Genomic DNA, 25,060 nt, shown 5'->3' on the forward strand with positions numbered 1-25,060 from the left:
GTTGCGTTTATCGCACTGTTTTCCTACAGCGGCAGACAAACGCGAAACAGGGCGCCTTCGCCAATCCGGCTCTCGACGGTAATGGTACCGCCATGGGCGGCAACTATCTGTTCGGAAATAAACAACCCCAAGCCCAGCCCGGCGGCGACATGGTTGGCCGAGACACGCTCGAATTGCTGGAATATCCGTTGCTGGTTCTCTTCACTGATGCCAATTCCGTAATCACGGACTTCCACCCGCGCTTCATTGTTCTCACTGTACACCTTCAGCGAGATCGGGCTCTTGGCGCCGTAACGCAGGGCGTTGGTCAGCAGGTTGGAAATCACCTGTTCAATGCGAAATTCGTCCCAATCGCCCATCACCGGTTGCTCGGCATCCAGGCTGACCGACGCCTCGGCGGCTTCGATCTGTTGGGCAAAATTGTGCAGTAAACCGCGAACCAGTGCCGCCAGATCAAAGTGTGTCGGGCGAATCGACAACTTGCCGGTACGAATGCGTGACACATCGAGCATGTCTTCGATCAGGCGGATCAGGCTTTTGATCTGCCGTTCGTCGCGATCGACCATGGCGTGCATCTTGTCCAGGGTGAAGGCGGCGGCGTTGTCCCGGGCCAGGTGCATCTTGCGCAACTGGGTTTCAAGAATCAAACCGTTGAGCGGCGTGCGTACTTCATGGGCAACGATGGACATGAAGTCATCGCGCATGCGCACCGCTTGCTCCAGCTCAAGCTGGGTACTGCGCAACTGCTTGAGCAGCGCTTCCTGTTCCCGGCGACTCTGCTCCAGCGCTTCGACCTGCTGCTTCATGGCCTTGCTTTGGCGGTAGAGGTCGACGAAGACATTGACCTTGCTCTTGACCGCCTGGATATCCAGGGGCTTGTGCAGGAAATCGACGGCGCCGCTTTCGTATCCTTTGAACGCGTAGTTCAGTTCGCGACCGGCGGCGCTGACGAACACGATCGGGATGTTCCTGGTTTTTTCCGTGCCACGCATCAACTCGGCCAGCTCGAAGCCATTCATGCCGGGCATCTGCACGTCGAGGATGGCCATGGCGAATTCGTGCTGCAACAACAGCGACAAGGCTTCGTCGGCCGACAGAGCCTTGTAGACGATGCGATCTTCGCGCTTGATCAGCGCTTCAAGTGCCAATAGGTTTTCTGGCAGATCGTCGACGATCAGCAGTTTGGCCTGGATATTACTTAGCATGCGATTCGTTCCAGCTCGACAAGCAAGCGGCCGATGCCGCGTATGGGGAGTATGTGATCGGGTTGCAGAATATCCAGCGCCGCCTGGGGCATGGTCGCGACCTGGGCGTCGTCCGGGTCCTGGACGATGGTCAACCCGCCACGCCGCTTGACCTGGGACATGCCCTTGGCGCCATCCTGGTTGGCACCGGTCAGCAACACCGCGGCCAGGTGCGGGCCGTAGGCATCGGCGGCGGATTCGAACAGGTAATCGATGGCCGGCCGCGAGTGATGCACACGGTCTTCCAGGCTCAGGGAAAAACTGCGGTCCTGCTCAACCGACAGGTGGTACCCGGGTGTAGCGAAATACAGGGTTCCGGCTTGCACCGGGGTCTTGTCCATGGCCTCCAGGACCGGCAGCGACACACGCCGGGCAAAGACTTCCGCCAGGTGGCTACGGCGTTCGGCCGGCAAGTGCAGGACCACGATGATCGGCAATCCGAAACCCACACGCAGGGGACCCAGGATGTTGAGCAGCGCCTCAACTCCGCCAGCCGATGCGCCGATCACAATCGCTTCTATGGAAGGTAAACCCGTTGCGCTGTTCATGATTTGCGGTAGATCCGTTCTTGTTTGACCAACGGCGTGAATTGGTTGCCGAAGGCTGAAAAATCCGGGGTTTCCTTGCTGCCCAGCACCAGGAAGCCGCGGTGGCAAAGCGACTCATGAAACAATCCGAAGGCGCGATCCTGGAGCTTTTTATTGAAATAAATCAATACATTACGGCATGAAATTAATTGAGTTTCTGAAAATACGCTGTCCGTTGCCAGGCTGTGATCGGCAAAAGTGACGTTTTCGCACAGCGACTTGTCGAAAATCGCGTACCCATAGGCTGCCGTGTAGTAGTCGGCAAAGGAGCACTTGCCCCCGGCCTGCTGGTAGTTTGAAGTGTAGGCGCAGACATTCTCCATGGAGAAAATCCCCTGCTTGGCTTTTTCCAGCGAACGCGGATTGATGTCGGTGGCGTAGATAATGGTGCGCTCGAGCAGGCCTTCTTCACGCAGCAGAATGGCCATCGAATAGACTTCTTCACCGGTGCTGCACCCGGCGATCCAGATCTTGATCGACGGGTAGGTCCTGAGCAACGGTACCACCTCGCGGCGGATGGCCAGGAAGTGCGAAGGGTCACGAAACATTTCACTGACCGGAATCGTCAGCAATTGCAGCAACTGCATGAACGCCGTCGGGTCGTGCAGGACCTTTTCCTGTAACGCCGAGATGGTGTTGCACTCGAGCTGGCTCAAGGCGTGCGTCACCCGGCGCTTGATCGATGCGCCGGAGTAATCGCGAAAATCGTAGCTGTACTTGAGGTAGATCGCCTCGATCAACAAGCGCAATTCGATTTCGCTGCTTCGCTCCCCTGGATAATCGCTCTGCACTTAAATGCGTTCCATCTTCGGTAACCACACACGAATCAACGAGAACAGGCGATCGAGGTCGATGGGCTTGGCCAGGTAATCGTTGGCGCCGGCCTGCAAGCAGCGTTCCTGATCGTCCTTCATGGCCTTGGCCGTCACCGCGATGATCGGCAGTTTGCGCCAGCGCGCCTCCTTGCGGATCAAGGTAGTGGCTGCAAAACCATCCATTTCCGGCATCATCACGTCCATCAACACCAGATCGATGTCTTCGAATTCATTCAATCGCTCGATCGCTTCACGTCCGTTACGGCCAATGACCACGACCGCGCCCTTTTGCTCCAGCGCACTGGTGAGGGCGAAGATGTTGCGCACGTCGTCGTCCACCAACAGCACCTTGCGCCCCTCGAACACCTTGTCACGGCTGCGGGCGGTCTTGAGCATCTTCTGCCGGTCATGGGACAACCGCGATTCGACTTTGTGCAGAAAAAGTGTCACTTCGTCCAGCAGGCGCTCGGGAGAGCGCGCGCCCTTGATGATGATCGAGCGCGAATACCGGCGCAGTTCGGCCTCTTCGTCCCGGGTCAGGTTGCGCCCGGTATAGACGATCACCGGCGGAAACGAGCAGATGTCTTCGGTGGACATGCGCTTGAGCAGGTCGTTGCCAAGCATGTCCGGCAGCTTGAGGTCGATGATCATGCAATCGAACACGGTGGTGCGCAGCAAGGCCAGGGCGTCCTGCGCCAGGCCGACGGCGGTGATCTCTATGTCATCATCGCCGATCAGCCGGGAAATGCTATCGCGCTGCAAGTCGTCGTCCTCGACCAGCAACACGCGCTTGACCTTCTGGGTCAGTTTGGCTTCAAGGCGCGCGAACACGTCCTTGAGCTCTTCGCGGGTGGTCGGCTTGACCGCATAACCGATGGCCCCCATGTGCATGGCCGCTTCGACCCGGTCTTCGACCGAAATCACATGCACCGGAATATGCCGGGTCTCGGCGTGTTCCTTCAGGCGTTGCAGCACCGTCAGCCCAGAGTGGTCCGGTAGGCGCATGTCCAGCAGGATGGCGTCGGGAATGAATTGCCTGGCCAGGTCGTAGCCTTCGTCGGCACCATGGGCCACCAGGCACTGGTAACCCAGTTCATGGGCGAGGTCATAGAGGATGTGCGCAAAATTCGGCTCGTCCTCCACCACCAGGATACACCGCACGGTGAAAGGTGCCTTGAGGCGGTCATCGGCGAACCGCGCAATCTCCTGGACCTCCGCTGGCGCAATCGCGCTGGGCGTGGCCTGGGTTGGCGTGAGGGCCGGCAAGGCGCGCAATGGCTCCACTGGCTCGTCGCCCGGCTCGACGTATTGCTGCGGCAGGACCAGGCTGAATCGGCTGCCCTGCCCCGGCGTGCTGGCCACATTGATCGAGCCGCCGAGCAGCGCGGCCAGGTCGCGGGAAATCGACAGGCCCAGCCCGGTGCCGCCGTAACGACGATTGGTGGTGCCGTCGGCCTGGCGAAAGGCTTCGAAAATGCTTTCCTGTTGATCGTCGGCAATACCGATCCCCGAATCGCTGACGATAAAGGCAATGCCGTCATTCGGCGCCGCCGTCACGGTCAGGGCGACCTGGCCTTTCTCGGTGAACTTCACGGCGTTGGACAGCAGGTTCTTGATGATCTGCTCCACGCGCTGGCGATCGGTGTACATCATGGTTGGCGCACCGTCCTGCAACTCGACCTGGAAGTCCAGATGCTTGTCCGCAGCCAACGGCTGGAACATCCCGCGCAAGCCGTCTACCAAGCGCGCCACGCTGGTGTTTTCCGGGCGTATCTCCAGTTTGCCGGCTTCGACCTTGGAAATATCGAGAATGTCGTTGATCAGGTTGAGCAGGTCGTTGCCGGCCGAATAGATCGACTCGGCGAACTTGACCTGTTCGGCACTCAGGTTTTCCTGCGGGTTTTCCGCCAGTAGCTTGGCCAGGATCAGCGAGCTGTTCAACGGCGTGCGCAGCTCGTGGGACATGTTGGCGAGGAATTCGGACTTGTATTTGCTCGAACGCTGCAATTCTTCAGCGCGCTCTTCGAGCTGGGCCTGGGCCTGATTAAGCTCGGTATTTTTCAGGTCCATGGCGTCGCGCTGATCGGCCAGCACCTGCGCCTGTTCGGCGAGTTGTTCGTTGGTCTGTTCCAGTTCGACCTGCTGGGTTTCCAGGTGTGCCTGGGATTCCTTGAGCACCCGCGACTGCTCTTCAAGCTCTTCGTTGGCGGTCTTGAGTTCTTCCTGCTGCACCTGCAGCTCTTCGTTGAGTTGCTGGGTTTCGGCCAGCACTTCCTGCAAACGCTGGCGATAACGCGCCGCCTCGATGGAGGTACCGATATTGCCGGCAATGAGTTCCAGCAAATCGATGTCGCGGTCGGTCAGCGGGCGCAGGAAGCCCAGCTCGATGACGCCATTGACCCGCTCGTCGTCGCTGGTCGGCACTACCAGCACGCTGCGTGGCAAACCTTCGCCGAGACCGGAACTGACCTTGAAGTAGTCGCCGGGCACATCGTCCAGGCGAATCAGGCGAGCCTGTTGCGCCACCTGGCCGACAATGCCTTCGTCGCTGTAGATCTGCTGCTCACGCTCCTGCTGCTCGCGGGAAAACCCGTAGGACGCCACGCGGCGCAGGCCGCCGTGCTCTTCGCGCACATAAATGGCCGCCACGGCACTGCCCAGGTACTGTGCGCAGAACTGCAGGATGTTGCGCCCCAGCAAGTTGAGCGACAGTTGCCCCAACACTTGCTCGGCCAGTTGGGTCTGGCCATTGCGCAGCCAGGCCTGTTGCTCCAGGCGCTGGGCGCTGGCCAGTTGCGCCGCCAGTGTCCCTGCGTAGCTTTGCGACAGATTGACCAGGTCGCGGCGGCCGATGTACGCCAGCAACCCGCTGATACCGGCAATGAACAACAGATAGAGGGTGATGCTCCAGATCGTGGTACGGCGCACTTCCTCGTTACGCGTGGCGCGCAACTGCTGCTCCATGTCGATCACGTCTTCATACTGCTTGCGGATCTCATCGGTCAGGCGCTTGCCTTTGCCGGCCCTGACCGCCCCACGGTAGTCACCGTTGCTACGCTGCAGTTCGATCATCGATTGCGCGTAGCCGGCCCACTCCTGCTGCAAGGATTCGAGCCTGTGCAAGCGGTCGGTCTGGACCGGGTTGTCGGCGGTCAGCTCGAGCAAGGTCTTGAGCACGACCGCGATGCGTGGCTTGGCCGTTTCATAGGGTTCGAGAAATTTATCGTCGCTGGTGAGCAGGTAACCGCGCATGCCGGTTTCCAGATCGACCGTCAGCTTGACCGCCTCATTGGCGTTATTGATCACCCGGTCGGTGTGCTCGACCCACTGGATCGTCGACAGCAGATAAGTGATCAGCGTTACGAAGAAAACCGCACTGATGGCGCCGACGCCCAGCGGCAGGCCGATGTTGCGGCTCAGGAGCTTGCGAAATCGCTGCTCATCAACCGAAGACTCAGAGGTCATAGTCAAGCCTTGTTGAACGGATGAAACCAAGGAGTTTGCCCCAAAACTGACGCACTGATCGAATTTTCTCACAGGGTTGGCCGCAAAATGCACAACGCAGCGGTTATCCTTTGCCCATACGCGTGCCGCCCCTTCTTTTTATAGCCTATGGGGAACTTGTAGGGACCCGTCACTTACTCATGCAAGAGAGCCGGCGATTTTGAACGGCCGAAAAACCCACCGACCCCTTAGAGAACGCCATCATGCCCACCAACGCCCTCACCCTCTTGGTCGTCGAAGACGATGCCATCGTGCGTATGTTGATTGTCGACGTGCTGGAGGAATTGGAGTTCAAGGTCCTGGAGGCGGATGGCAGTGAAAAGGCGTTGGAGTTCTTAAAGAACCAAGGCCAACACATTGACCTGATGATGACCGACGTTGGCCTGCCGGTCATGGACGGCCGGGAACTGGCCAATGAGGCGCGAAGCCTGCGTCCCGCGCTGCCAATCCTGTTTGCCAGCGGTTATGCCGAAAACATCGAAGTGCCCGAAGGCATGCATCTTATTGGCAAACCGTTTTCCATCGATCAGTTGCGGGACAAGGTCAAGGGCATCCTTGGCTGATCCACTTGCAATCCTGCGCAAATGAATATCCGCTTAGCGTTGATAACTTTGCTATAGCCGGCCAGAAACCTGGCCGCGTTAACATCTAGCACCTCAAAGAAACAAAAAGCACAACATACCCTCTGGCCATCTTTATGTCGCCAGCCCTACTCTGCTTCGAAAATGTCATAGACATCAATCACTACCAACAGCCGCCTTTTATTTCATAAACCCGCGCAGACCTGCGCAATCATCAGAAAAAGGATTTATTGATGAACACCCCTAGATATGATTATCGAAAAATATCAACTTTCGACAACCTTGAGTCCGACATTAGCGCCTTGCTGGCGTTCAACAAAGCAGAGAAAGAATTCATCACCGAGTCACTGGAAGACTATGTAAACAATCTCCCCGACGCCAATGCCGAATTCAAACTTTCAAACTTGCTTATCCCCACCACCCCTGGCAGCTCGCTAGAACTGGCTCATCGAGCGGGGCAAGCGAAGTTGAATGAACTGCTGAAGAGCGACGAATTCATAAGACTGGAAGAATTATCCAGCCTGCCCGAACCCACCACATACGTGTGCAACTCGAACAAAGAGCTACATGTCATAGCTGATGGCACGTCCATGCAAATTGACGACCTTCTGAAAGAGAATGAAACCCTCAATCAACACGTGGACGAGCTCAGCGAATACGCGAACAACGCAGGTGGTTTCATATACAGCTGCGACCAGATCAACGTTGAACAGTGGATCAGATTTTATGGGCACCCCATGCCATCTACGGCTCAGCAGCTTGCAAACCTCATGGAATTCTTCAAGAAAGGACGTCCTGCATTATCAGGAACAGGAAAGTATTACGACATACTTAAAGACCCGGAAATTTCCCCGACCGCATTGACTCTTGTCCAGCGCGAAAAAATCAAAAACACGACGACAACGTTCGGGCTGAGCGATACGGGCCAATTACTGAATAGGTTGGTCGAGCAAAACACCCACTCACAGGTCGATCTGAAGAACGACCCAGCTCAATTTATCAACGAATTCATGGAAGGCATGATCGGTTCAAATCTCGCGCAGGACTGCCTTGAAGCTTTGGAGTGGTATGGAACAGACTCGGATGATTCACCTTGTCAAGAGGATCTGCGACAACTCCTCATGGCAGCTATCGTACTTAACATCGATCCGAACATAGGTGAGATTGAAAGCAAAGGTCGTGTGCTGGGCTACGCTCTTTACCAACCGGTAAACGCGGATCTGCACCCAGCGCAAATTTTACTGAATCTGGAAAAACACCTTGTCGCCAACGGCATGATTGATGCGAAAGCAGCTCCCCTGGCGGTGCATATTCTAGTAGGTGATGAGGCGCCTGAATGCCTTGTAAAAGAAATTCCGGAGAGTATGACAATCAGCTCGCCCGCGTGGGTCGTGCATAGCTTTGCTGTCGCAAAGATCGAAACCATTGCCCCGGGGTCATCACGTGCGATGACCTACGAACAAGTACAGTCTTACGCCGACTTAGGGCCATTCGATCAGCAGCTTGAGCAACTCTTCGGGCTAGACATCATAACGCACATGCTTAACTGGGGCGCCGTCAATGGGCTGATCCCCTACAGCCCTGAAGGCGAATACACCCCTGATAATTTCTACACCACCGAAACTCACTACAATCAATACACAGAAGCCTTGGAACAATGCAGTAATGCGTTTAACACGCCACTTCCGACGCGCGAAGAAGTCGCCTTGAGCGAGCTTAAAAGAGCCATTCCGGATGGTGGCTACTTTACCAACAAACACTTCGGACACACCGACCTGCCAAGAAACAAAGCAATATCGATTCATGAGTTATACATGTCAGGAGATTTGATGCATCAGGGCTGGACCGGGACAGACCTATCTGCCGATATCTTTAACCTTGGATATAATGACGGAATGGCACTGGCCAGACCCTACTTCTACAAACTTCAAAATATTCAAGTATTATACACCAACTTATTCAGCGATTATTATGAAAAAATACAGCAAGGCACAGTCACCGCACTAAAGCTCGCCCTGTCAAAAATGCCTGAAACAGATCGAATTCGATTGGAATATGGCGTTCTCAGCTTTTACACAGTCCGCGAAAAATTTTCCGATCATGCAACGAAAGAGACACAACGACTGAGGGATAAATACAGGGGGCGTTATGGCGTCATCATATGCGCCGAGCACGACGCTCAGAAATATTACTACGAACTGTTTACGCTGCGAGCCGAGTGCTTCAGCCGCCAGGACCTGGGCGATATTTTCCTGACCACCTCCATTGAATATTTCGACCCCAGCCTTTGGGCTGATAAAGACCAGATGCAATGGCAGGCGCAAGCCCTTGATTGGCCCTTGGACATTGACGCGTACCTGAAGGGGACGGCGCCCGTCAGGGACGTCACCCATAAACTGGTCGTCGAAAAACTATGGCAATCAAATGAAGCCCCACCTGGTTCCCCCAGCACCAGAAGTCAACTTGAAACCTTCTTCTCCCAAAGAACCAACAAAACTGTAGAAACTTTACTTGAACATTTCCCGCCGGCCACCTACGAAGAACTTTACGATACCGGTTATGGTGTAGCCCCCCTTGAGGCTGCCAGACAGAACACAGAAGAAAATATTGACCTGGTTCTTAATTTAATTATCCCGTTCAAGGGCTGCATCGAAGATCTGACGTCGGGTGATCCTGACCGCGAGGCATCCGGAGTCATTGGGTGCGCACTCGACGCGCTGGCGGTTGTTGGCTCTGCAGCGGGCGTCGCGTCGAAATTTGCAAGCGTCGCCTTGAAAACCGGGAGTCTTCTTTCGAAATCCGTGAAACTGGTCAGGCTCAGTGGCAGTTTTGCATTGAGCTTGGTCAACCCGCTGGATGGTGTATCAAGCCTCATGAAAAAAGGCGGGAATCTCACTAAAAACGGCGTTTTACTCATCACTGGACAAGGCGTCAAGACCTCCGGAAAAGCCACCCGACAAATTCGCTCCATAAGCGGGACGCTCGATGCGCTTAACGCAGTAAAGTCTTTGAACATTGCGGATGTGAAAATTGCACGTCTGGAAGGTATTGGTGAACTATTCCAGGCAACGGATGTACTGATCTGCAAACAAGCGACCGATTGGTACCAACTCTCGCTGAGCTCCAATTTGGCGCGAGGGGGCAAGATAACCAATTACCAGGAGATAAGCGGAATTATTCGCGTGATTTGAAAAAGGAGTGGGTGCCTACGGGCGGCGCAAACCAAGAGTCGCCGCTCGCAGGCTCAACAGCCCATCTCCTATGCGCCGAATGGTTGAATGCGCGGCTAATTTTAGATTAATCAAATGCTCTTCGCTTTCCGAAAGCAAGAAACAAGCATTCACACATCGTCAATTGCCTGCTTGCCCTGACTACAAGAGGATTACCACATCTAAAACCAAAACCTAAAATGGACTTATAAATGAATCTCCCCGACATTGCGAAAACTTCTGTTGTGCGTTTCTCCAAGCCGCATCGCATCCTTAGCGACCCTGAAAAAAATATCAAGAGCGATCAGATCGAGCGGCAACAGATTCTCACACTGCTTAAAAAAGGTATCACCGGAGAGGACGACGATATCCCTGTATATTGGGACGGTGAATTCATCACCGCGCAGAAGGGTTCATCTTTCGAACAAGCCCATCAACCTGGTGCAGTCCTGTTACAACGAATGATGGACAAGCCAGCCTTTAAACATATTCTCGAAGAACATGGCGTTAAATCAGGTTCTTTCCATGTATTCACCGCAGGTCAGATTTTCGTATGGCCTCATGACCGTGTAGACCGCGTCACCAACGCGATAAATCTTGATCCTGAGCTCAAGGACGATTTAACTACGCTCACTGAAATCGCGGCATCGATAGGGGGAGTTGTTTCTACAAATGATGCTATCGGTGTGAAGCAGTGGATAGCATTTCATGAGTACGATCTACCTGTAGATGTGAAGGGCATAAAAAATCTGATTAAACATCTAGAGTTCGAGTATAGCCCCAGCCCTCCTCTCGATAACTATTGGGCAATGATCTCAGCCCCCGAATTATCGTCTGCTGAGCGAAAAACAATACGCGCGCTGACGGAACAATTCACCGGACGTGAAAAAAAACTCATGGCAGTTCTATGGGAGATCGCATTTGGCCCCCAGGGGCATACGATTACCCTGGCGAACTGCCGTGAACTTTTGCACGAATTGGGCACTCCACCGTTTTTGCAGTCCTGGTCTAAAACCTATATCGATGCGCTCGGCTGGTACGGTTCCAGTGCAGGAGATGACATTTCTGAACTGTACGCGGAACAGATCTTGATGACCGCCATCATTCTGGATACATACCCCGCGGCGGGAGAAGAGGAACCGCGCAATCATGTGGCCGGTTACAATCTTTACGCTCCCGAAAACATTGAAAAGTCAGCACAAGACATCATCTTCGACTTTGAAAGGCATCTCGAGGTAAACCATCAAGTACCCGTATATGCCACCACATTAGCTGCCTACTTGCTATTGGCAGGCAAGGCCCCAGAGCTTCTGGTTCGAGAGCTACCCGATTCTCTGCTCGCGGGAACATCCGAATGGATCGCCTTCTGTCGGGGTGTCGCCCTGGCAGAGGCAAACGCAATCGGGTCTGCGCTGTCGATGGCCTATTGCGATGTCATGCAACTCGAGGCAATTGAGCCAGTCAACAAGGATCTGGAAATTCTGCACAGCGTGTTGGCGATTGACCCCATCATTGATTGGGCCCTACTGAACAGTATTGTTACGCTCGACAGCGTAAATAGTCATTATCCGGCTGCCGTTGAGTCTGCCATCGCGGCTTACCAGGCATTCGGCGATCTCTATACACAAACAGCAACAACCTTGGCCACTGCGCTTCCCACCCGAAAAGCGATATCACTGGAGATACTCCAGCATATCGTGCCGGGCTGCGATTTCCTGGAGGAAAAAATACTCTACGAGAAACGACGCGGATCCCATGAGTTCAACAATTTCGAGCCATTGGCCATGTCAATGGTCGAGCTCAACATGTCCAATCACCTTGGGACAAGCAATTGGGATTTACGAAGAGGCACAAGCATTTACCAGAGCTTCCCGCACCTTTTACCTGGCCTGGTTTCTACGGAAGGCGTATTCAAGCGTCGCTTTGACCAAGCCTATGCACCATTGGCAAAAGCGATGGCCACAACAGTGAACCTTGTTTTATCGGGATTACCGCCCATTGACCGAGCTCGCTTGCTGTGCGGAGAAATCACGCTATTCACACTCCGCCCATCGGTTGCCGTTATCCAGCCTCCAGACATGTTTCTCCAGGAAAAGCAGAAAGACAAGGATGCCGCTACGGGCCGCTACGGTCTGGTGTTGTGTTCGAACCATGAAGGGCGGCTGTACTGTTATGAGTTGTTCACTTTACAGGGTGAATGTCGGAAAAACCCGGAACTGGCAGCACTGATAGAGAAAGAAAACTTGCTACAGCATCCTGCCAGGCTGGACTTTACCGGTCACATCAATAGTTTGAGCAAAGCAGCTACCCCGCTTATGTTGCCTACCGACATCGAACGCTATACCCATGGCGTTCCCCACGGCGTTGCCTTATCCAGTCAAGGCGTCATCGACAAGCTGGGCTCACCACCTCGCACTGAAAAAAAATCGAGCGAAACACAGCAAGGTCATTGCAAGAGTTTTTACAGCGGGCAATTCAATTCGCTGGTGGACTTTATCCTCAAACATCGGCCTGTCTGGACATACGAAGAACTGATAGAAGATTCAAGAGGCCGAACAGAGCTGGAGCTCAAGCTCGCCAGGGAAGAAAATTACTTCGACACCTTCATCAATATCATCGTACCTTTCAAGAGCTGCTACGAGGACCTTACTTCAGACGATCCAGACCGCAATAGAGGCAGTGTACTGGCTTGCACGATTGAACTCGCCGTCAACGTATTACTGGTGGTCGGCGTGGTCGCAAAGGCCGTTAGCATGGTAGGCAAGGCAGCCTCCATCGGGGCAAAATCAAGAGCGCTGGCGAAGACTGGCCTTGTACTTCTCAACTCGGTATTCAACCCGTTGGATGGCACACCTGAACTACTCTATGGTGCCGGAAAGTATCTGAAAAAAGGTGCACTGGGCATTGGCAAGCTGGGGCTGCACTCATTGGAAAATGCCACCCATCAACTTCGAAAGCTTAACGGTGCCGCTGACTCATACGACTTGATCAAGGCAGCACAACGAATTGACGTGGCACAAGGCACATGGCGCCCCCTTGATAGCGCCGTCGATTCTTTTGTATTTGCGGCTGTGCGCAAAAATGACGATTGGTATGCTCTCAACCGACTTGGCCAGCCATGGGGTAAAAAACTGAACAACTTCGAGTCGACAATAAAACTCCATCCAATCCGTTATAAATTCATGCCTGAAAGCTATGCCAGAAGTGTTATCAAGGAAGGGCTTCCTTTGGCGCGCAAGAAAGTAGACAGTGCTCTCAGTGTCTTGTCCGACACTGCTTCAAAGGATGATGCAAACCTTGTGCTCAAGCTACTTCTGGGGGACGCCTCACCCCAAACACGCAACCAATACATCACCTATTTGAATGAAGTAAAAGCTGACTTTTCAAAGGTCAGTCTCAACAATGTAATTTTTGATGGTTCAAAAAACACCGAGGCGCTCGCGTCATTAAACACCACTTGGTATAAGGAATGGCAGGCCGCAAGCCACAGTGAAGCAGCGCGCAAAAAATTTATCAGGATAAACATTCACAATTTTAATGATAATTACCGCAAGGAGTTTTTCAACTCAGGTACCACGGCTGACGGTTTGATTCACGAAATGTTTCACGGTGCGCCCGACACCCGGGATTTCAACTATGCGTTAGCCCCGGATGTTTATCAGAAAGGTTACCAACAACTGGACGTAGGCCCTTTGTTGAACCTCGCCTCCGGTCATGCGCCAGCGATTCCCGGCAAATACCCGCCGGTATACCTCAAAAGCACCACCGCCTTGAAAAACGCAGACTCGTTTGCCATAACGACTTCGTTGTTGAGCCAGTTGGCGACCAACCGACCTGTCTATCTGGAAAATATCAAAGCCATGCAGTTGGCGCTTGATCGAAACCGCAACGGCTACATCGGCGTGGATGTCCTGGTGAAACTCAATACGATCTAAAACCGGGATCACCGCCGCAGGGCGACCTGCGGCGGCGGGGTTTCGCTCAGGGTCAACCCTCTTGTGGTTTAATTGCGCCCTCTCGATTTCTACCCGATAACCTGCCCGAAGGAACAACAATGACCCTGCCCCACGCAACCAAAGTCCTGGTCATTGGTTACGTCTGGCCCGAGCCTCGCTCTTCGGCAGCCAGTGGGCATGTGCTGCAAATTCTCGAGACGTTCTTGCAGCAGGGGTGGGACATTACGTTCAGCAGCCCCGCGGGTACCGGAGAGCATCGCGCTGACCTGACAACACTGGGTATTCGTGAAGTACCGATCGAATTGAACAACAGCAGTTTCGACGACTTCGTCCGCGAACTGGCTCCAGACATGGTGCTGTTCGATCAGTTCATGATGGAGGAACAGTTTGGCTGGCGTGTAGAGAAGCACTGTCCTGACGCGTTGCGGGTGCTTGAAACCTCGGATTTGCAAAGCTTGCGGCACGCTCGGCATCAGCGACTCAAGGACCGTTTGAAGGCCAGTGACGACAACAATGATTTCAACGAACTGTTCGCACCCGCGTTGCGCGAAGAATTCGAATTGATGGCTGATACCGACCTGGCAAAACGTGAAATTGCCGCGCTGTATCGTTGCGATTTGAACCTGATGGTCTCTGAAGTGGAAATCGAGTTACTGGTCGAACAGTTCAACATGCCGCGCCACTTGCTGCACTGGTGTCCGCTGATGGTCGAACCGCCCTGCGTGCCGCCGGCCGCTTTTGAAGATCGTGCGCACTTTATCAGCATCGGTAATTTTCGACATGCACCGAACTGGGATGCGGTGCTCTGGATGAAAACGACGATCTGGCCGTTGATCCGCGAACGACTGCCCAATGCCCAATTGCATATCTACGGTGCCTACACGCCACCAAAAGCTACGGCCCTGCACAATGCGGCGCAAGGTTTTCATGTCATGAACTGGACAGAGGATGCATTGCAGGTCATGTCGGCGGCGCGGGTTTGCCTGGCACCTTTGCGTTTTGGTGCGGGCATCAAAGGCAAAATTGTCGATGCCATGCTCTGTGGAACGCCCTGTGTCACCACACCGATAGGTGCCGAAGCCATGCACGGCGAACACTCGTGGCCGGGCGTCATCGCCCAAACAGCACAAGCGTTCGCTCATAGCGCGGTTCAGCTCTACAAGGATGAATCATGCTGGAAAGACGCCCAGGCTTTTGGACAGACGCTCCTGAGCGATCGTTATCAACGATCGATACATGGCCAGGCACTGATAGAAAAACTACGGTATTGCCAGCGGAACTTGTTGCAACTCAGGAGGGATAACTTCACCGGCAGCATGTTACGCCACCACCACAATAAAAGTACCCAATATATGGCGCAGTGGATTGAAGCAAAAAACCGAAACCCACTGTAAGCACTCGCACCCAAGCGGTCTACGACCCTGCGTTACATGCTCGGGCGCCAGCGGGACGGCCGGAGCGTTGCAAGCTGGCATTGCAGGCCTGGAAAGAGGCATGATCAAGGTGCAATGACAATAAAAAGTGCGCTGACATGACCCGAACCGCCAGAGTCACCGATCCTTCCTATGAACTGATGGACGACCATAACGGGCTGTCCATCATCTATCGCCAGCACGGCTTCCCCTGCCCCCTGGTACGCTGGCATTTTCACAAGGAATACGAGCTGCACCTGATCGTCGCCAGTTCAGGCAAGGTATTCATTGGCGACTACATCGGCAATTTCTATCCGCAAACCCTGTTTCTCACGGGCCCCAACCTGCCACACAACTGGATCAGCCAGGTGGCCGAAGATGAGGTGGTGCCCAAGCGCGACATGCTAGTCAACTTCACCGACGAGCTGTTCGACAGCGGCTACCAGGTGTTCGCCGAACTCAGGAGCCTGGCGCCGCTGCTGGAACGCGCGCAGTACGGTATCGAGTTTCGCTGTAAACACACGATCGGCAAGGCGATGGACCTTATGCAGCGCATCGCCGACACCCAGGGCATGACCCGCCTCGGGCACTTTTTCATACTGCTGGAGTTGCTGGCGGCCTGCGAAGATTATCAACTGCTGTCCGGTGCCACGACGCCGCAACTGGCCGACGAACACAACATCGATCGCACCAACCGCGCGGTGGATTACATCTTTGCCCACTACGCCCGCGAGTTGCCGCTGGAGGAAGTCGCCGAGCATCTGGGCATGAAGCCGACCTACTTCAGCCGCGTGTTCAAGCAGGCCACCGGGCGCTGCTTCATCGAGTTCGTCAATCGCCTGCGCATCAGCAAGTCCTGCGAACTGCTGGCCGATGGCGACAAACCGGTGACCGACGTGTGCTTCGAGTCAGGCTTCAACAATATCTCCAACTTCAACCGGCGTTTCCAGCAGCTCAAGGGCATGACGCCTTCGCATTACCGGCGGTTGGTGGTGCAGCGGTTGACCGAGCAAAACCTGGGTTAAAACACAATCCCTGTGGGCGCGGCGGTGCTGTATTTCAACCCAAAACCTGTACGGATTCGATGTCGTCCCACCGCTGAAAAAGCCCTTCTCTGCGTCTCCCCCTCCAAACTCCAGTGCAAAAAAGTATCAATCCAAGTGCGATGGATGATTTGTCTCGCCCTCAATAGAAGGCTGTAATCAGCGCACATTCTTCCAGCCGTCGGAAGATACAAAAACAATAACTGTCCTTCTGTGGCCTTCGGGTGCAGAAAAGGAGTGCACGATGCAACCTTCTGTAAAAGCTCTGCTTGCCCTCACCTGCATGACCCTCAGCAGCGTCAGCCTTGGCGCCCAGACCCTGACGATCGCCACCGTCAACAACAGCGACATGATTCGCATGCAAAAGCTCTCGAAAACCTTCGAGGCCGAGCATCCGGACATCAAGCTCAACTGGGTGGTGCTCGAAGAAAACGTCCTGCGTCAGCGCCTGACCACTGACATCGCCACCCAGGGTGGACAGTTCGATGTACTGACCATCGGCATGTACGAAGCCGCACTGTGGGGCGCGAAAGGTTGGCTGGAGCCGATGAAGGATTTGCCGGCCAGCTACGCCCTCGACGATGTTTTTCCCTCGGTGCGCGAGGGCCTGTCCGTCAAAGGGACGCTGTATGCCTTGCCCTTCTACGCTGAAAGCTCCATCACCTATTACCGCACCGACCTGTTCAAGGACGCCGGCCTGACCATGCCCGAGCGCCCGACCTGGACCCAGATCGCCGAATTCGCCAACACACTCACCCACAAGGATAAGGAACAGTACGGTATCTGCCTGCGCGGCAAGGCGGGTTGGGGGGAAAACATGGCGCTGGTCACCACCGTGGCGAACGCCTATGGCGCTCGCTGGTTCGATGAGCAGTGGAAACCGGAATTCAACGGTCCCGAATGGAAGAACGCGCTGAACTTCTACGTCGACACCATGAAGAAATCCGGACCACCTGGGGTATCGAGCAACGGCTTCAATGAAAACCTGGCGCTGTTCAACAGCGGCAAATGCGCGATCTGGGTCGATGCCAGCGTCGCCGGCTCGTTCGTCACCGACAAGACCCAGAGCAAGGTCAGCGACCACGTCGGTTTCACCTACGCGCCCCACGAGGTCACCGATAAAGGCTCGGCCTGGTTGTACTCCTGGGCACTGGCGATCCCGACCAGTTCCAAGGCCAAGGACGCGGCAAAAACCTTCAGTGCCTGGGCCACGTCCAGGGAATACGCTGCACTGGTGGCACAAGAAGACGGCATTGCCAACGTGCCGCCAGGCACCCGGGCCTCGACCTACAGCGAGGCCTACTTGAGTGCCGCGCCATTTGCCAAGGTCACGCTGGAGTCGCTCAAGGCAGCGGACCCGGGCAAGCCGACGCTCAAACCGGTGCCTTATATCGGCATTCAGCTGGTGACCATCCCGGAGTTCCAGGGCATTGGCACCCAGGTCGGTAAATCGTTCTCGGCAGCGCTGATTGGCCAAACTCCGGTTGACCAGGCCCTGGCCGCGGCCCAGCAAACCACCGAACGCGAGATGAAGCGCGCCGGTTACCCGAAATAACCGCGCAATCCCGCTCCTGCCTTCTGTGGGAGCGAGCCTGCTCGCGATGACGGTTTGCGCTTCAACATTTTGGGTGGCTGATACGCCGCCATCGCGAGCAGGCTCGCTCCCACATTGGATCTTCACTGGTCTACATGAATCGGTTCTTACGCCATGAATACTTCAACTGCCAAAGCTCACCTGGACATTGTCCAACCCCAGCGTAAAAGTCGCGTGGCCAACCCCGGCTGGTTTCTGGTCAGCCCTTCGGTGGCGCTGCTGCTGCTGTGGATGATCGTGCCGCTGGGCATGACCGTTTACTTTTCGCTGATTCGCTACAACCTGCTCAATCCGGGTGAAAACGAATTCGTCGGGCTGGAGAACTTCGACTACTTCCTGACCGACTCCGGTTTCATGCCCGGCGCTACCAATACCCTGTTGCTGGTGGGCAGTGTGTTGCTGATCAGCGTGGTGCTCGGTGTATTGATCAGTGCCCTGCTGGAGGCCAGCGAGTTTCTCGGTCGCGGCATCGTGCGGGTGCTGCTGATCTCGCCGTTCTTCATCATGCCCACCGTCGGCGCGCTGATCTGGAAGAACCTGATTTTCCATCCGGTGTCGGGGATTCTCGCCTACGTCTGGAAGCTGTTCGGCGCGCAACCGGTGGACTGGCTGGCGCACTACCCGCTGCTGTCGATCATCATCATTGTCTCGTGGCAATGGCTGCCCTTCGCGATCCTGATCCTGATGACGGCGATGCAATCGCAGGACTTGGAGCAGAAGGAAGCCGCGCGCCTCGATGGCGCCGGGCCGGTCGCGATCTTCTGGCACCTGACCCTGCCGCACCTGGCGCGACCGATTGCGGTGGTGGTGATGATCGAAACCATCTTCCTGCTCTCGGTGTTCGCCGAAATCTTCACCACCACCAACGGCGGCCCCGGCTACGCCTCGACCAACCTCGCCTACCTGATCTACAACCAGGCGCTGGTGCAGTTCGATATCGGAATGGCCTCGGCAGGCGGCTTGATCGCGGTGGTGATCGCCAACATCGCGGCCATCGTGCTGGTGCGCATGATCGGCAAAAACCTGACTGACAAAGCCTGAGGCCCACGCCATGACTCTTCAACAATCCCGTCGCCTGCAAAGCCTGCTGCTGGGCACATTGGCCTGGGCCATCGCGATCCTGATCTTCTTCCCGATCTTCTGGATGGTGCTGACCAGCTTCAAGACCGAAATCGATGCGTTCGCCACACCGCCGCAGTTCATCTTCACCCCGACGCTGGAAAACTACCTGCACATCAACGAGCGCAGCGACTACGCAAGTTTCGCCTGGAACTCCGTGGTGATTTCGTTCAGCGCCACGGCCCTGTGCCTGCTGATCGCGGTGCCGGCAGCCTACTCCATGGCGTTTTACGAAACCCAGCGCACCAAAGGCACGCTGTTGTGGATGCTCTCCACCAAGATGCTGCCGCCGGTGGGCGTACTGATGCCGATCTACCTGCTGGCCAAGAGCTTTGGCCTGCTCGACACACGCATCGCACTGATCGTGATCTACACCCTGATCAACCTGCCGATCGTGGTCTGGATGATTTACACCTACTTCAAGGACATCCCGAAAGACATCCTCGAAGCCGCCCGCCTGGATGGCGCGACGCTGTGGCAGGAAATGCTCCGGGTACTGCTGCCGATCGCCAAGGGCGGCCTGGCCTCGACCGTGCTGCTGTCGCTGATCCTGTGCTGGAACGAGGCTTTCTGGTCGCTGAACCTGACCTCATCTAAAGCGGCGCCACTGACCGCGTTGATCGCCTCGTACTCAAGCCCCGAAGGTTTGTTCTGGGCCAAGTTGTCGGCGGTGTCGACCCTGGCCTGCGCGCCGATCCTGATCTTCGGCTGGATCAGCCAGAAACAATTGGTGCGCGGGCTGTCGTTCGGCGCCGTGAAATAACAACAACACGTGGAGGCCCATCCTCATGGCCAACCTGAAAATCAAGAATCTGCAAAAAGGCTTCGAAGGCTTTTCCATCATCAAGGGCATCGACCTGGAAGTGAACGACAAGGAGTTCGTGGTGTTCGTCGGTCCGTCCGGTTGCGGCAAATCCACCCTGCTGCGCCTGATCGCAGGGCTGGAAGAAGTCAGCGGTGGCTCCATCGAACTCGACGGCCGCGACATCACCGAAGTCAGCCCGGCCAAGCGCGACCTGGCGATGGTGTTCCAGACCTACGCCCTGTACCCGCACATGAGCGTGCGCAAGAACATGTCGTTTGCCCTCGACCTGGCCGGGGTGCCGAAAGCCGAGGTCGAGAAGAAAGTCGGTGAAGCGGCGCGCATCCTGGAGCTCGGACCGATGCTCGAACGCAAGCCCAAACAGCTGTCCGGTGGTCAACGGCAACGCGTGGCGATTGGCCGCGCCATCGTGCGCAATCCGAAAATTTTCCTGTTCGACGAACCACTGTCCAACCTCGACGCCGCGCTGCGGGTGCAGATGCGCCTTGAACTGCTGCGCCTGCATAAAGACTTGCAAGCCACGATGATCTACGTGACCCACGACCAGGTCGAAGCGATGACCATGGCCGATAAAGTCGTGGTGCTCAATGGCGGCAAAATCGAACAGATCGGCTCGCCGCTGGACCTCTATCACCAGCCGGCCAACCTGTTTGTCGCAGGCTTTCTCGGCACACCGAAAATGGGTTTCCTCAAGGGCCAGGTCAGCCGGGTCGATGGCCAGGGCTGCGAAGTGCAACTGGACGCCGGCACCCGCATCAGCCTGCCGCTCGGCGGCGCCAACCTGAGGGTCGGCGGCGCCGTCACCTTGGGGATTCGCCCGGAGCACCTGGAACTGGCTACGCCCGGCGACTGCACGCTGCACGTGACCGCCGACGTCAGCGAACGCCTGGGCAGCGATACCTTCTGCCACGTGCGCACAGCCAACGGCGAAGCCTTGACGATGCGTGTTCGCGGGGACCTGGCCAGCCGCTACGGCGAGACCTTGAGCCTGCACCTGGACGCCAGCCACTGCCATTTGTTCGATGCCGACGGCGTGGCGATGACCCGTCCGTTGCGCGTCGCTGCCTGATTCAGAGAGCCTGTGATGAAACTCGATAAACACAACCTGCAGCGACTCGCACCTACGGTGGCCCGGCCCGCCTACGCCCTGAGCGACACCCGCCAGGGCATCGCGCACATTGGCGTCGGCGGTTTCCACCGCGCCCACCAGGCGTATTACACCGATGCGTTGATGAACCAGGGCGAAGGTCTGGACTGGGCGATCTGCGGCGTCGGTCTGCGCGGCGAAGATCGCCGGGCCCGGGATGATCTGCAACAACAGGACTACCTGTTCACCTTGTTCGAGCTCGGCGATACCGACGACACCCAAGTGCGAATCATCGGTGCCATCCGCGACATGCTGCTGGCCGAAGACGATGCCCAGGCGCTGATCGACAAACTCGCCAGCCCCGAGATCCGCATCGTTTCGCTGACGATCACCGAGGGTGGCTACTGCATCGACGACAGCAACGGCGAGTTCATGGCCCATCTGCCGCAGATCCAGCACGACCTGGCGAACCCGCACGCCCCGACAACCGTGTTCGGTTTCCTCTGCGCCGCCCTGGCCAAACGCCGCGCGGCAGGCACGCCGGCATTCACCTTGATGTCCTGCGATAACCTGCCGCACAACGGCGCGGTCACCCGCACGGCCCTGCTGGCCTTTGCCGCCCTGCTGGATACCGATCTGCGCGACTGGATCGAGCGCAACGTGAGCTTCCCCAACGCCATGGTCGACCGCATTACGCCGATGACCAGCACCCGACACCGCCAGCAACTGGCCGACCGGCACGGGGTCGACGACGCCTGGCCGGTGGTCTGCGAACCGTTCGCGCAATGGGTGCTGGAGGACAAGTTCGTCAACGGCCGCCCGGCCTGGGAAAGGGTCGGCGTGCAGTTCACCGACGACGTCAGCCCCTACGAAGAAATGAAAATCAAGCTGCTCAACGGCAGTCACCTGGCCCTGACCTACCTGGGGTTCCTCAAGGGCTACCGCTTCGTCCACGAGACCCTGAACGACCCGCTGTTCGTGCGCTACATGCGTGCCTACATGGACCTGGACGTGACACCGCAGTTGTCGCCGGTGCCGGGGATCGACCTGACCGAGTACAAGAACACGCTGGTGGCACGCTTCTCCAACCAGGCAATTGCCGATCAGCTGGAGCGCGTGTGTTCGGACGGTTCGTCGAAGTTTCCCAAATTCACCGTGCCGACCATCAACCGCTTGATTGCCGATGGCCGGGAAACCAAACGCGCAGCGCTGGTCGTTGCCGCGTGGGCATTGTATTTGAAGGGGGTGGATGAGCGTGGCAATACCTACTCGATTCCGGATCCGCGTGCGGCGTTTTGCCAGGCGCTGGTGGTTGATGATGTCTTGATCACCCAGCGGTTGCTGGAGGTTGAGGAGATTTTTGGTACGGCGATTCCACGTTCGGCGGAGTTTGTCGCGGCGTTCGAGTGGTGTTGCAACAGTTTGCGCGAGGTTGGGGTGTCGCGCACGCTGGAGCGGATTCTGGCGTGATGTCGGTGGTGTAGCCACTGCCGTCTTCGCGGGCAAGCCCGCTCCCACAGGGGTCAATGTCGTACACAAATCCATGTTCCACCCCGCACCACTGTGGGAGCGGGCTTGCTCGCGAATGGACTCACCGCGATCGAACTGACACACCAAGGATCCACCATGGCAACCCAACAACTATTCCTCGGCATCGACTGCGGCACCCAAGGCACCAAAGCCATCGTCCTCGATGCGCTCAGCGGCCAGGTCCTGGGCCAGGGCGCCGCCGCGCACAAGCTGATCAGCGGCGCCAACGGTCGCCGTGAGCAAGACACGGCGCAATGGCTGGAGGCATTCAGCCTTGCCACCCGCCGCGCATTGCTGGCAGCGGAGGTCGATGGCCAGGACATCCTCGGCATCGGCGTTTCCGGCCAGCAACATGGCCTGGTGCTGCTCGACGATCAAGGCCAGGTCCTGCGCCCGGCCAAGCTCTGGTGCGACACCGAAACCACCGCGCAGAACGATCGACTGCTCAAGCATCTGGGAGGCGAAAAAGGCTCTCTGGAACGTCTCGGTGTGGTGATTGCACCGGGCTACACGGTTTCAAAACTGCTCTGGACCCAGGAACAGCACCCCGATCTGTTCTCGCGCATCGCGCACATCCTGCTGCCCCATGATTACCTGAACTTCTGGCTCACCGGTCGCAGTTGCAGCGAGTACGGCGATGCCTCGGGCACCGGCTATTTCAACGTACGTACCCGCCAATGGGATGTGCAGCTGCTGCGCTACATCGACCCCAGCGGGCGTCTGCAAGCCGCGCTGCCGGAACTGATCGATGCCCATCAAGCCGTCGGCACGCTGCTGCCGGGCATCGCCGAACACCTGGGCATCAACCCGCAGGCGCTGGTGTCCAGCGGCGGTGGCGACAACATGATGGGGGCCATCGGCACCGGCAACATCAAACCGGGTGCGATCACCATGAGCCTCGGTTCGTCCGGCACGGTGTACGCCTATGCCGAGCAACCGAACGTCAGCGCGATTGCTGCAGTCGCTACGTTCTGTTCATCCAGCGGCGGTTGGTTGCCATTGATTTGCACCATGAACCTGACCAACGCCACGGGGCTGGTCCGAGAATTGTTCGATCTGGATATCGAGCATTTCAATGCGCTCGTTGCCCTGGCCCCCATCGGCGCCGAAGGGGTGAGCATGCTGCCGTTCCTCAACGGCGAACGCGTCCCTGCCCTGCCCCATGCCACCGGCAGCGTACTGGGACTGACCATGAGCAACCTGACCCGGGCCAATCTGTGTCGCGCCGTTGTGGAAGGCACGACCTTCGGTTTGCGTTACGGACTGGACCTGCTGCGCCACAATGGCTTACAAAGCCTGCGCATCTGCCTGATCGGTGGTGGCGCCAGGAGCGCGGTGTGGCGGCAGATCGTTGCCGATACCATGAACATGACAGTCATCTGCCCCGAGCAAAGCGAAGCCGCCGCCCTTGGCGCGGCGATTCAGGCGGCCTGGTGCAAGTCCCGGGCAACCGGGCATGAGGACAGCCTGGCGGATCTGTGCGAGCGCTGCGTGAAGTTCGATCCGGCCAGTGAAACCTTACCAATTGCGGAAAACGTGGCGGCCTCGCAGTTGGCCTACGAACGCTATCAACAAAATGTCGCAACCCTATAAAGAGCGAACAACTATGTATCTGGTGTGTGGCGAAGCGCTGTTCGATTTCTTCAGTGAAAACGACGCCAGCGGCCTGGCTTCAAAAGTGAATTTCAAGGCCATCGCCGGTGGCTCGCCGTTCAACGTTGCGGTGGGCTTGCGCCGTTTGGGCGTGGAGGCTGCGTTGTTGGCCGGCTTGTCCACTGACTACCTCGGCCGGCGCTTGCTCCAGGTGTTGGAGGAAGAAGGCGTGTGCACTGATTATCTGGTGGAGTTTGCCGCACCAACCACCCTGGCGATGGTCGCGGTCGGGGCCAATGGCTCGCCGCACTACAGCTTCCGCGGCGAAGGCTGCGCGGATCGACAACTGCAACCCGGGCATCTACCGACATTGGGGCCGCAAGTGCGCGGCCTGCACATCGGTTCGTTTTCCCTGGTGGTGCAGCCGATTGCCGACACCCTGCTGGAGCTGGTGCGCCGGGAAAGCGGCAAGCGCCTGATCAGCCTTGATCCGAACGTGCGGCTTAACCCGCAGCCGAACATCGAGCTGTGGCGTTCGCGGGTTGCCACCCTGGTCGAGCATGCCGATCTGATCAAGGTCAGCGATGAGGACCTGGGCCTGCTGTTTCCCGGGCAGGACCCGGCGCGGGTCATCGAGGGCTGGCTGCAACACCGCTGCCAGCTGGTGTTCCTGACCCGGGGTGGCGAAGGTGCGACGGTGTTCAGTCGGACCCACGGTTCGTGGTCGGTGCCGGCCTGCGCGGTGGTCATCGCCGACACCGTGGGCGCCGGCGATACCTTCCAGGCGGCGTTGATTGCCTGGCTGACCGAACAGCGGCTGGATTCGGTCGAGGGGGTACGGCAACTGAGTCGCCAGCAGATCGACTCGATGGTGAGGTTTGCGGTGCAGGCGGCTGCGCTGACGTGCAGCAAGACCGGGCCGGATTTGCCGTATCGCCATCAGATAGAGTTGCGTTGAATGTG

Annotated in this window: 16 protein-coding genes; 12 read left to right on the plus strand and 4 right to left on the minus strand. The window is 56.9% G+C overall.

Annotated features, from left to right (window positions below; all coding sequences use genetic code 11):
* Positions 1-23 precede the first annotated feature (23 nt).
* The 4 genes from PMI35_RS12780 to PMI35_RS12765 are packed head-to-tail and all read right to left on the minus strand — an operon-like array spanning position 24 to position 6,111.
* Positions 24-1,205 (minus strand): hybrid sensor histidine kinase/response regulator, encoded by a 1,182-nt coding sequence (locus PMI35_RS12780; protein WP_008061292.1) that lies wholly within the window; start codon positions 1,203-1,205, stop codon positions 24-26.
* Entirely contained in the window at positions 1,199-1,792 is a 594-nt protein-coding gene (locus PMI35_RS12775; protein ID WP_008061295.1) for a chemotaxis protein CheB, read from the minus strand. Before PMI35_RS12775 ends, PMI35_RS12780 begins: the two co-directional genes overlap by 7 nt.
* Positions 1,789-2,622 carry a CheR family methyltransferase gene (locus PMI35_RS12770; RefSeq protein WP_008061297.1) on the minus strand — a complete coding sequence of 278 codons (834 nt, stop codon included), beginning with the start codon at positions 2,620-2,622 and terminating at the stop codon, positions 1,789-1,791. The genes PMI35_RS12775 and PMI35_RS12770 overlap by 4 nt, the downstream gene beginning before the upstream one ends.
* Positions 2,623-6,111 carry a response regulator gene (locus PMI35_RS12765; RefSeq protein WP_008061298.1) on the minus strand — a complete coding sequence of 1,163 codons (3,489 nt, stop codon included), beginning with the start codon at positions 6,109-6,111 and terminating at the stop codon, positions 2,623-2,625.
* 242 nt (positions 6,112-6,353) lie between these two features.
* On the opposite strand from PMI35_RS12765, the gene PMI35_RS12760 reads away from it, so the two are divergent.
* The 12 genes from PMI35_RS12760 (at position 6,354) to PMI35_RS12705 (ending at position 25,055) form a co-directional block, all read left to right on the plus strand.
* Positions 6,354-6,713 (plus strand): response regulator, encoded by a 360-nt coding sequence (locus PMI35_RS12760; RefSeq protein ID WP_008061300.1) that lies wholly within the window; start codon positions 6,354-6,356, stop codon positions 6,711-6,713.
* Positions 6,714-6,964: 251 nt separating this feature from the next.
* The gene (locus tag PMI35_RS12755) at positions 6,965-9,922 is read left to right on the plus strand and encodes a hypothetical protein (RefSeq protein WP_008061301.1); all 2,958 of its coding nucleotides are present in this window, start codon (positions 6,965-6,967) and stop codon (positions 9,920-9,922) included.
* A 230-nt stretch (positions 9,923-10,152) separates the two neighbouring features.
* The gene (locus tag PMI35_RS12750; protein ID WP_008061302.1) at positions 10,153-13,875 is read left to right on the plus strand and encodes a hypothetical protein; all 3,723 of its coding nucleotides are present in this window, start codon (positions 10,153-10,155) and stop codon (positions 13,873-13,875) included.
* A gap of 119 nt (positions 13,876-13,994) precedes the next feature.
* Positions 13,995-15,290 (plus strand): glycosyltransferase, encoded by a 1,296-nt coding sequence (locus PMI35_RS12745; protein ID WP_008061303.1) that lies wholly within the window; start codon positions 13,995-13,997, stop codon positions 15,288-15,290.
* Between the two features lie 137 nt (positions 15,291-15,427).
* On the plus strand, positions 15,428-16,333 hold the full coding sequence (locus tag PMI35_RS12740) for an AraC family transcriptional regulator (protein WP_008061304.1): 906 nt from the start codon (positions 15,428-15,430) through the stop codon (positions 16,331-16,333).
* A 262-nt stretch (positions 16,334-16,595) separates the two neighbouring features.
* Positions 16,596-17,906, plus strand: coding sequence for an ABC transporter substrate-binding protein (locus tag PMI35_RS12735; protein WP_008061305.1), 1,311 nt, complete (start codon positions 16,596-16,598; stop codon positions 17,904-17,906).
* A gap of 153 nt (positions 17,907-18,059) precedes the next feature.
* Complete coding sequence (locus PMI35_RS12730) at positions 18,060-18,986, plus strand: carbohydrate ABC transporter permease (RefSeq protein ID WP_008061306.1); 927 nt, start codon at positions 18,060-18,062, stop codon at positions 18,984-18,986.
* Between the two features lie 10 nt (positions 18,987-18,996).
* Entirely contained in the window at positions 18,997-19,827 is an 831-nt protein-coding gene (locus PMI35_RS12725; protein ID WP_008061307.1) for a carbohydrate ABC transporter permease, read from the plus strand.
* 25 nt (positions 19,828-19,852) lie between these two features.
* A complete protein-coding gene (locus tag PMI35_RS12720) occupies positions 19,853-20,956 on the plus strand; it encodes an ABC transporter ATP-binding protein (protein ID WP_008061308.1) in 1,104 nt (367 codons plus the stop codon).
* 15 nt (positions 20,957-20,971) lie between these two features.
* Positions 20,972-22,444 carry a mannitol dehydrogenase family protein gene (locus PMI35_RS12715; RefSeq protein WP_008061309.1) on the plus strand — a complete coding sequence of 491 codons (1,473 nt, stop codon included), beginning with the start codon at positions 20,972-20,974 and terminating at the stop codon, positions 22,442-22,444.
* A gap of 156 nt (positions 22,445-22,600) precedes the next feature.
* The gene (xylB, locus tag PMI35_RS12710; RefSeq protein ID WP_008061310.1) at positions 22,601-24,097 is read left to right on the plus strand and encodes a xylulokinase; all 1,497 of its coding nucleotides are present in this window, start codon (positions 22,601-22,603) and stop codon (positions 24,095-24,097) included.
* Between the two features lie 13 nt (positions 24,098-24,110).
* The gene (locus PMI35_RS12705; RefSeq protein WP_008061311.1) at positions 24,111-25,055 is read left to right on the plus strand and encodes a carbohydrate kinase family protein; all 945 of its coding nucleotides are present in this window, start codon (positions 24,111-24,113) and stop codon (positions 25,053-25,055) included.
* Positions 25,056-25,060: the final 5 nt, after the last annotated feature.

Source organism: Pseudomonas sp. GM78 (assembly GCF_000282475.1).
Classification (GTDB): Bacteria; Pseudomonadota; Gammaproteobacteria; order Pseudomonadales; family Pseudomonadaceae; genus Aquipseudomonas.

Excerpts from the sequence above, each read along its gene's own strand:
- PMI35_RS12780 (WP_008061292.1), bottom strand. The coding sequence starts at position 1,205 with ATGCTAAGTAATATCCAGGCCAAACTGCTGATCGTCGACGATCTGCCA.
- PMI35_RS12775 (WP_008061295.1), bottom strand. The coding sequence starts at position 1,792 with ATGAACAGCGCAACGGGTTTACCTTCCATAGAAGCGATTGTGATCGGC.
- PMI35_RS12765 (WP_008061298.1), bottom strand. The coding sequence starts at position 6,111 with ATGACCTCTGAGTCTTCGGTTGATGAGCAGCGATTTCGCAAGCTCCTG.
- PMI35_RS12760 (WP_008061300.1), top strand. The coding sequence starts at position 6,354 with ATGCCCACCAACGCCCTCACCCTCTTGGTCGTCGAAGACGATGCCATC.
- PMI35_RS12755 (WP_008061301.1), top strand. The coding sequence starts at position 6,965 with ATGAACACCCCTAGATATGATTATCGAAAAATATCAACTTTCGACAAC.
- PMI35_RS12750 (WP_008061302.1), top strand. The coding sequence starts at position 10,153 with ATGAATCTCCCCGACATTGCGAAAACTTCTGTTGTGCGTTTCTCCAAG.
- PMI35_RS12745 (WP_008061303.1), top strand. The coding sequence starts at position 13,995 with ATGACCCTGCCCCACGCAACCAAAGTCCTGGTCATTGGTTACGTCTGG.
- PMI35_RS12740 (WP_008061304.1), top strand. The coding sequence starts at position 15,428 with ATGACCCGAACCGCCAGAGTCACCGATCCTTCCTATGAACTGATGGAC.
- PMI35_RS12735 (WP_008061305.1), top strand. The coding sequence starts at position 16,596 with ATGCAACCTTCTGTAAAAGCTCTGCTTGCCCTCACCTGCATGACCCTC.
- PMI35_RS12730 (WP_008061306.1), top strand. The coding sequence starts at position 18,060 with ATGAATACTTCAACTGCCAAAGCTCACCTGGACATTGTCCAACCCCAG.
- PMI35_RS12725 (WP_008061307.1), top strand. The coding sequence starts at position 18,997 with ATGACTCTTCAACAATCCCGTCGCCTGCAAAGCCTGCTGCTGGGCACA.
- PMI35_RS12720 (WP_008061308.1), top strand. The coding sequence starts at position 19,853 with ATGGCCAACCTGAAAATCAAGAATCTGCAAAAAGGCTTCGAAGGCTTT.
- PMI35_RS12715 (WP_008061309.1), top strand. The coding sequence starts at position 20,972 with ATGAAACTCGATAAACACAACCTGCAGCGACTCGCACCTACGGTGGCC.
- xylB (WP_008061310.1), top strand. The coding sequence starts at position 22,601 with ATGGCAACCCAACAACTATTCCTCGGCATCGACTGCGGCACCCAAGGC.
- PMI35_RS12705 (WP_008061311.1), top strand. The coding sequence starts at position 24,111 with ATGTATCTGGTGTGTGGCGAAGCGCTGTTCGATTTCTTCAGTGAAAAC.